A 1,146-nucleotide genomic window follows, 5' to 3' on the forward strand; every position below is an offset into this window, starting at 1 on the left:
GCGGCGGCGCGGAGCGGGCGACACGGCGCTGCTGTTGTTGTTGCTGCTGCTGCTGCGATCCCGCCGAAGCGCTCGGCGCGCCGCCGCTGGGCTTGGCGCTTGCCACCGGGGTCTCCGGCTTCGGCTGCTCCTTCGGCGGCGGCGGCTCCTGGGCCTTTTCGATCGACACTTCGCGGCGCGGCCAGACGTCGTCGTCAGCGCGGCCGGCGGGCGCCGACAGCGGCTCGCCCTTCACCAGCGTGCGGGCAACCAGCGCATCGACCGGCGCCGGCGCGGTGCCGGGCCCGCCGAGCAGGCGGTCGGTGGACACTGAAGAAGCGACCAGCGGCAGGATCGGACCGGCGGCCGGGCGCGGCGCGGGACCTGCCGGCGGCTTGGCGGTCGTATCGGGCGCGGCCGGCTCGGTCGGCAGGGCGATCGGGCCACTGCGCGCTGCCAGCAGGCGGGCGATCTCGCGCTCGGCGTAGTGCGCCAGCTTGCGGGCGCCGGCCTTGGTGAAATACACGCCGTCATACGAGCGCAGCCGGCGGATCTGGCCCTCGAAGTCCGGGCCCTGCAACACATAGCGGCCGCCTTCGTCGACGAAGCCGTCCCAGACATCCACATAGGTGATGCCGGCCTTGGCGGCGCCGTCGCGATACAGCGCGTTCAAGAATTGCATGTCCGAGGTCGCCTTGGTGCCGCGCACCGCTGGCAGGCCGACCCACAGGATTGGGACGTTCTTGGCTTTGAGGACGTTGATCAGGTCCTCGATCTTCTTGGCGTAAAGCTCCGACCAGCGATCCTCGCGAAACTGGGCGACGCCGCCTGCGGCGCGCTTGCCCTTTTCGTTCATGATCCGCAGCGAGTCGTCGTCGTCCTCGTCGTCATCCGCCGCGGCGTTGTCGGCAGCCTTGTCGTCCGGCTTGGCGTCGGTCTTGTTGTCTGTCTTGTTGTCGGTCTTAGCGTCCGGCTTGGCCTCTTCGCCGGGCTTGGCGGCGGCCTTGTCGTCCTTCTTCTTGTCCTTCTCGGGCGTCGTCGCCTGCTCGCGGATCGCAATGCGGTCCGACAGGCCGAGCATCACCACGATCGCGTCCGGGTTCTCCTGGGCGATCACCTCTTTGGCGGCGGCGACCCAGTCCGACGGCTCACCCTTCGGCGCGTAGC

Annotated in this window: 1 protein-coding gene; it reads right to left on the minus strand. The window is 70.0% G+C overall.

Translation table 11 applies throughout. The annotated features are described in order from the left end of the window. On the minus strand, positions 1 to 1,146 hold a 1,146-nt coding region (locus DYI24_RS26925; RefSeq protein WP_164574497.1), incomplete at both ends, for an SGNH/GDSL hydrolase family protein.

This window comes from Rhodopseudomonas sp. BR0C11, from assembly GCF_010820945.1.
Classification (GTDB): Bacteria; Pseudomonadota; Alphaproteobacteria; order Rhizobiales; family Xanthobacteraceae; genus Rhodopseudomonas; species Rhodopseudomonas palustris_H.